The 4,922-nt window shown below is 43.5% G+C and carries 7 protein-coding genes; 4 read left to right on the top strand and 3 right to left on the bottom strand.

The features are described from left to right. Positions 1-188 precede the first annotated feature (188 nt). The gene (aspS, locus tag LBL30_01290; protein MDR1031741.1) at positions 189-1,967 is read right to left on the bottom strand and encodes an aspartate--tRNA ligase; all 1,779 of its coding nucleotides are present in this window, start codon (positions 1,965-1,967) and stop codon (positions 189-191) included. A gap of 163 nt (positions 1,968-2,130) precedes the next feature. Here aspS and rpsF point away from each other — a divergent pair, with 163 nt between their 5' ends. The 3 genes from rpsF to rplI all read left to right on the top strand — a co-directional run bounded on the left by rpsF (position 2,131) and on the right by rplI (position 3,398). Beyond that, positions 2,131-2,577, top strand: a complete 447-nt coding sequence (gene rpsF, locus LBL30_01285; protein ID MDR1031740.1) for a 30S ribosomal protein S6 — start codon at positions 2,131-2,133, stop codon at positions 2,575-2,577. Between the two features lie 65 nt (positions 2,578-2,642). Beyond that, entirely contained in the window at positions 2,643-2,843 is a 201-nt protein-coding gene (rpsR, locus tag LBL30_01280) for a 30S ribosomal protein S18 (GenBank protein ID MDR1031739.1), read from the top strand. 18 nt (positions 2,844-2,861) lie between these two features. Then, positions 2,862-3,398: a 50S ribosomal protein L9 gene (gene rplI, locus LBL30_01275; protein ID MDR1031738.1), complete on the top strand. Its 537-nt coding sequence runs from the start codon at positions 2,862-2,864 to the stop codon at positions 3,396-3,398. Between the two features lie 100 nt (positions 3,399-3,498). Here the strand turns inward: rplI and LBL30_01270 are convergent, their stop codons facing one another. Then, entirely contained in the window at positions 3,499-3,768 is a 270-nt protein-coding gene (locus LBL30_01270) for a type II toxin-antitoxin system RelE/ParE family toxin (GenBank protein MDR1031737.1), read from the bottom strand. Next, positions 3,765-3,989 (bottom strand): ParD-like family protein, encoded by a 225-nt coding sequence (locus LBL30_01265; protein MDR1031736.1) that lies wholly within the window; start codon positions 3,987-3,989, stop codon positions 3,765-3,767. The genes LBL30_01270 and LBL30_01265 overlap by 4 nt, the downstream gene beginning before the upstream one ends. A 400-nt stretch (positions 3,990-4,389) precedes the next feature. Here LBL30_01265 and LBL30_01260 point away from each other — a divergent pair. Beyond that, positions 4,390-4,922 (top strand): Rpn family recombination-promoting nuclease/putative transposase (locus LBL30_01260; protein ID MDR1031735.1); only part of this gene is annotated, 533 nt, incomplete at its 3' end.

Raw genomic sequence — 4,922 nt, 5'->3', positions numbered from 1 at the left:
GTACAACCCTTGTACAACCTTTTTGCATGATTTTTATCAATCAATCTCAGCGCATTATTATTTCCTAATACCAATCGTATACTCGATTTACAACAAAAAGTTTATCTATCTTAAATAATAATATTTTTTATTTTTATAGGATTCCTAATCCTGGTGTCGCAGGTTCAAATCCTGCCGATCGCGCCAGTTTATTTGCTGGGCAGAACAGTCCTTATATGAAGTTCTTTAAGCCTTGCTGGGTCGATTTCGGCAGGCGCGTTCATCATAAGATCCTGGGCCTGCTGGTTGACCGGGAACGCAATCACTTCCCGGATGTTGGGCTCGTTTGCCAAAAGCATTACCATGCGGTCTATACCCGGCGCACAGCCGCCATGAGGAGGGGCCCCGTACCTGAAAGCGTTCAGCATTCCGCCAAAATTCTTTTCAACGTCCTCGTTGCTGTAGCCTGCGATTGCAAATGCCTTAAACATCACTTCGGGCAAGTGATTCCTGATGGCTCCGCTTGACAGCTCAACCCCATTGCAAACCACATCGTACTGATAGGCTTTAATTTGAAGAGGATCTGAGCTGTTTAGCGCCTCTAACCCACCTTGCGGCATAGAGAACGGGTTGTGCGAGAATTCTATCTTTTTGGTATCTTCATTAAATTCATACATAGGGAAATCCGTGATCCAGCAGAATTCGAATCTGTTTGCGTCGATCAGTTCCAGCTCCTGAGCCAGCTTAATCCTGACCATTCCGGCCAGTTTCCATACAGCCTTAGGCTTAGCGCATATGAAAAACACACAACCACCATCGGCGAGCTTAGTAATTGCAGACAGCTCCTTAAGCTGGTCTTCGTTCAAGAACTTGGCAATAGGCCCCTTGAATTCATTATTCTTGAGCAAAATATACCCTAGTCCAGGCATGCCTTCATCTTGAGCCCACTCATTCAGCTTATCGAAAAAGCTGCGGCTTTTTTCGGCCACATGGTCGACCTTAATGCCACGCACCAAGCCGCTTTCGTTATTTATAATGTGGGTGAAGGCCTCAAAGCTGCTTTGCTTAAACAGCTCTGTCAGATCGACTATCTCCAGCGGATTACGCAAGTCAGGCTTATCCGTGCCATAGCGCAAAAGCGACTGATCATATGGAATACGTCGGAAAGGATAGGGGCTTATTGTTGATTTACTTGAAAATTCAGCAAACACGCCATGCAGTACTGGCTCTATAGTGGCGAAAATGTCCTCTTGCGTGACGAAGGCCATCTCAAGATCCAGCTGATAAAACTCACCAGGAGACCGCTCGGCCCGGCTGTCTTCATCCCGAAAACAAGGCGCAACTTGAAAGTAGCGATCAAATCCCGCCACCATAAGAAGCTGCTTAAACATTTGGGGGGCTTGGGGTAAAGCATAAAACTTGCCTGGATGGATTCGGCTTGGCACGAGGTAATCCCTAGCCCCTTCTGGAGAACTGGCGGTTAGTATTGGCGTCTGAACCTCAAGGAACCCGGCTTCTTGCATTCTACGCCGCAGGCTTGCGATAACTTGGGACCGCAGCACTATATTCCTGTGAACGCTTTCTCTACGCAAGTCCAGGAACCGATATTTAAGCCGAATATCCTCAGGATAATTGCTTTCAATATTAACGCTGAAGGGCAATGTTGCCGCCGGAGACAGCAGTTTTGCCTCGGCTATTACCATCTCAACCTCACCTGTTGGTATATTGAGGTTGACAGTATCCGCCGGGCGGGGCCGAATCTCGCCACTAAACGATACAACGCTTTCCAGGCTAAGTTGCTCAACCTCCTTGAATATCGGCGACGAAACGTCGGTTACACACTGTGTTATGCCAAAATGGTCGCGCAGATCTATGAACAGCAAATTGCCGTGATCGCGCTTACGATGAACCCAGCCGGCCAGCTTGACCGTTTTGCCGCAGCAATTTTTATCCACCGCGTTGCAATTGCAGGTTCTGTATTCGTGCATGTTGTTTCCAGAAGCTAAATCTTAATGAAATATACAACAACGGCCGGCGTCATAAAGTCCTAAATTATCCTTGCCAAAGGCGTTAATACATTGTATGAGTTGCATGTAATGTATGTAAATTTAGGGCAGTCTATTCAGGCGGCTGTTAGTTTTTGGGAAAAGGATGCGTCTTTACGAAAGTATATTTATAGGCAGGCAGGACTTGTCTCAGCCTCAAGTTGAGGGGATTGCTGAGATTATTTCTAATATAGTTAAAAACGGCTCTGGTGAGGTAGTAAGAGGCGAATATTGCGGCCTGCGCTCGTGCGCATATCCAATAAGGAAGAATCGCAAAGGACACTACTTCTATATGCAAATCAAAGCGCCGCAGGATACTATGCGTGAGACTGAGCGCCACATGAAGTTAAACGAAGAGATCCTTCGTTTCCTGACCGTATCTGTAAAAAAGTTTGATACAGGCGCATGTCCACTGATTCATCAGAAAGCAACTGAAGCTCCAGCCAAAGAAGCCTCTGGCGTATACAACAAAACAGATGAGCATCCGTCTGAGAAGTCTGTGGATGACGCCGTGGCCCAAGAAGCTAAAGACAATCAGGAGGCGGGGCAATAATGCAAAGACGCGGCAACAATCGCTCAAAAAAGGGCGGCAGATCTTCTTCATCATCTCGTTATGGTATGGGATTCAAGCGTCAGGATAATATAGACGTCACAGTTGTTGATTATAAGGACGCTAAGACGCTTCAAAAGTTTACTACTGAGCGTGGCCGGATTATTCCTGCCAGGGTGACCGGTGTTTCCGCTAAAAAGCAGCGTGAGGTTACTCTTGCGATAAAGCGAGCTAGGTTTTTGGCTATAATGCCGTATAAGGCTGTCTAGATTTGGTGAAGTAACTCTATGAGGCAGACAGAAATAATCTTACTGCAAAGAGTGCCTAAGCTTGGCAGTCTAGGCGATGTTGTGAAAGTCAAGCCGGGTTTTGCTCGCAATTTCCTCTTACCCAATAATATGGCTTTACGTGCGACGAAGGACAATATTGCCTTCTTTCAGGAAAAGAAGGAGCAGCTTATCGCAAAAAACACTGACTTGAGGGCAAAGGCTGAGGTTTATTCGGAAAAAATTCGCAATACCGTTGTCACCATCATACGTCATGCTGGTGAAAATGGACATTTGTATGGATCTGTATCGGCAAAAGATTTGGCTGGCGAGCTGGGGAAGCTGGGCCACAAGGTCCCGGCCGGTCAGGTAGAGCTTTCTTGTCCCTTAAAAGAGCTTGGGGTATTTTCTGCTAATGTATCTCTGCACGCAGACGTGAACGTTCCTTTTTTGGTAAATATTGCCAAATCTCAGGACGAAGCACAATCTCAACTAGATGCTTATATGTCAGGATCTGACAAATCGCCTTCCCCAACCGAAGAACCTTCGGCGTCTTAGGTTTATGCTCCTGTTTGTAGAGGCTTGGGCTTAACTGAGAGGCTTAGTTAATCTGGAATTTATAGAGTTTTGGGGGGCGCGAATAAAATATATTTAAGCTCTAATTCAAATCTCTATAAAAATTTTCATGACTACCAACATCAAGCAAAGTTAAAACTAATCGGTCATTACTAATTGTGTATGCCAACAAAGTTAACTGATTTACACATCGAAATTTATAAATTCTAACTGCTGATAAATTTCCTTTCTTTCGCTGACCCGTATCTGGGTTTTTAATGATAAACCGAATAGCGCTGTCCACATCAATTTTTTGGTTACTGTTTAGTTTTTTGTATACTTTTTTAAACCTTGACGTTTCCTGAATAGTCATGCCAGGTCAGAAAACTTAAATTCTGTCGTTTCTTTATTCTCAATCTCCTGCAATCCCTTTAAGCAATTTTTTATAAAATCAATGCTGAGATCAGGGTTCTCTTCCGCAGCTTTACCGATACGCGCCCAATACTCTACTTGCTTGCCAATGCTTCTAAAATTAATCCTAGCGCTCTCTTTTACACTATTTATAAATTCATCAGATATTCTCAAGCTGGCCATATTGCTCTCTTAGTAACTTCATTGTATACAATTGTATACTTTTGTGTGCAAAAGTCAAGTTTTCTTAAACTTCACCTCTTAGTAAGCCTTGTGAAGATTGGTTTTAATGATTTTGTGATGAATAAAGCTTCTTAAAGGCTCATGAAACCCATCTAAACACTTTGGTACCCCCGGGGAGACTCGAACTTTTTAGAAGATTTTCAGTGTTTCTGGCACATTGATGTGTATCTAAGCTTGATATTTTAGAAATATGGCTCCATTTATGGCTCCCCAATATTGATGCTGCCCTTCTGTGAATTTTGTATTTATCCACGGGAGTTTACTGTAATCCGTATGCATTCAAAAGAAAAAAGAAGTATGATATAATAGCTTTAATGCTTAATGAGATAGAGGAAGTGGTATGGACCGTTATTTAGACCCCAAGAGCGACTTAGTCTTTAAAAATGTATTCGGTACAGATAAGAACAAGGGGATTTTACTTGCCTTCCTGAACGACGTTTTTGCAGGAGTGCATGACAAGATTGTGGACGTTGCCTTTATCTCACCACATCAGGACACTAGCATAAAGGTTTTGCGTCAGAGCATTGTCGATGTGCAGTGCAAAGATACCAATGGTAAGACGTTTATTATCGAGATGCAGTGTGCTAAGGAGGGTCATTTTATAAAGAGAGCAGTAGCGTATGCCTCTCGCACTTACACAAATCAAAGGAAAAAGCCCAATGATTACAAAAACATGAACGATGTGATTTTTCTGGCTATTCTGGACCATTCATTATTTCCGAATAAGAAGGAGTATCTGTCGCATCACAGGGTCTGTGATTTGTTAACGCATGAGGTTGATATTCCTCAGTTGTCCTTTACCTTTTTAGAGCTTGGAAAATTTGACAAGAAGTTTGAAGAGCTGAAGACGAATATAGAGAAGTGGGCGTATTT

This window comes from Holosporales bacterium, assembly GCA_031263535.1.
Lineage (GTDB): Bacteria > Pseudomonadota > Alphaproteobacteria > UBA3830 > JAIRWN01 > JAIRWN01.
Note: the sequence above shows the minus strand (reverse complement) of the source record. Positions and strands in the feature narration are given on the sequence as shown.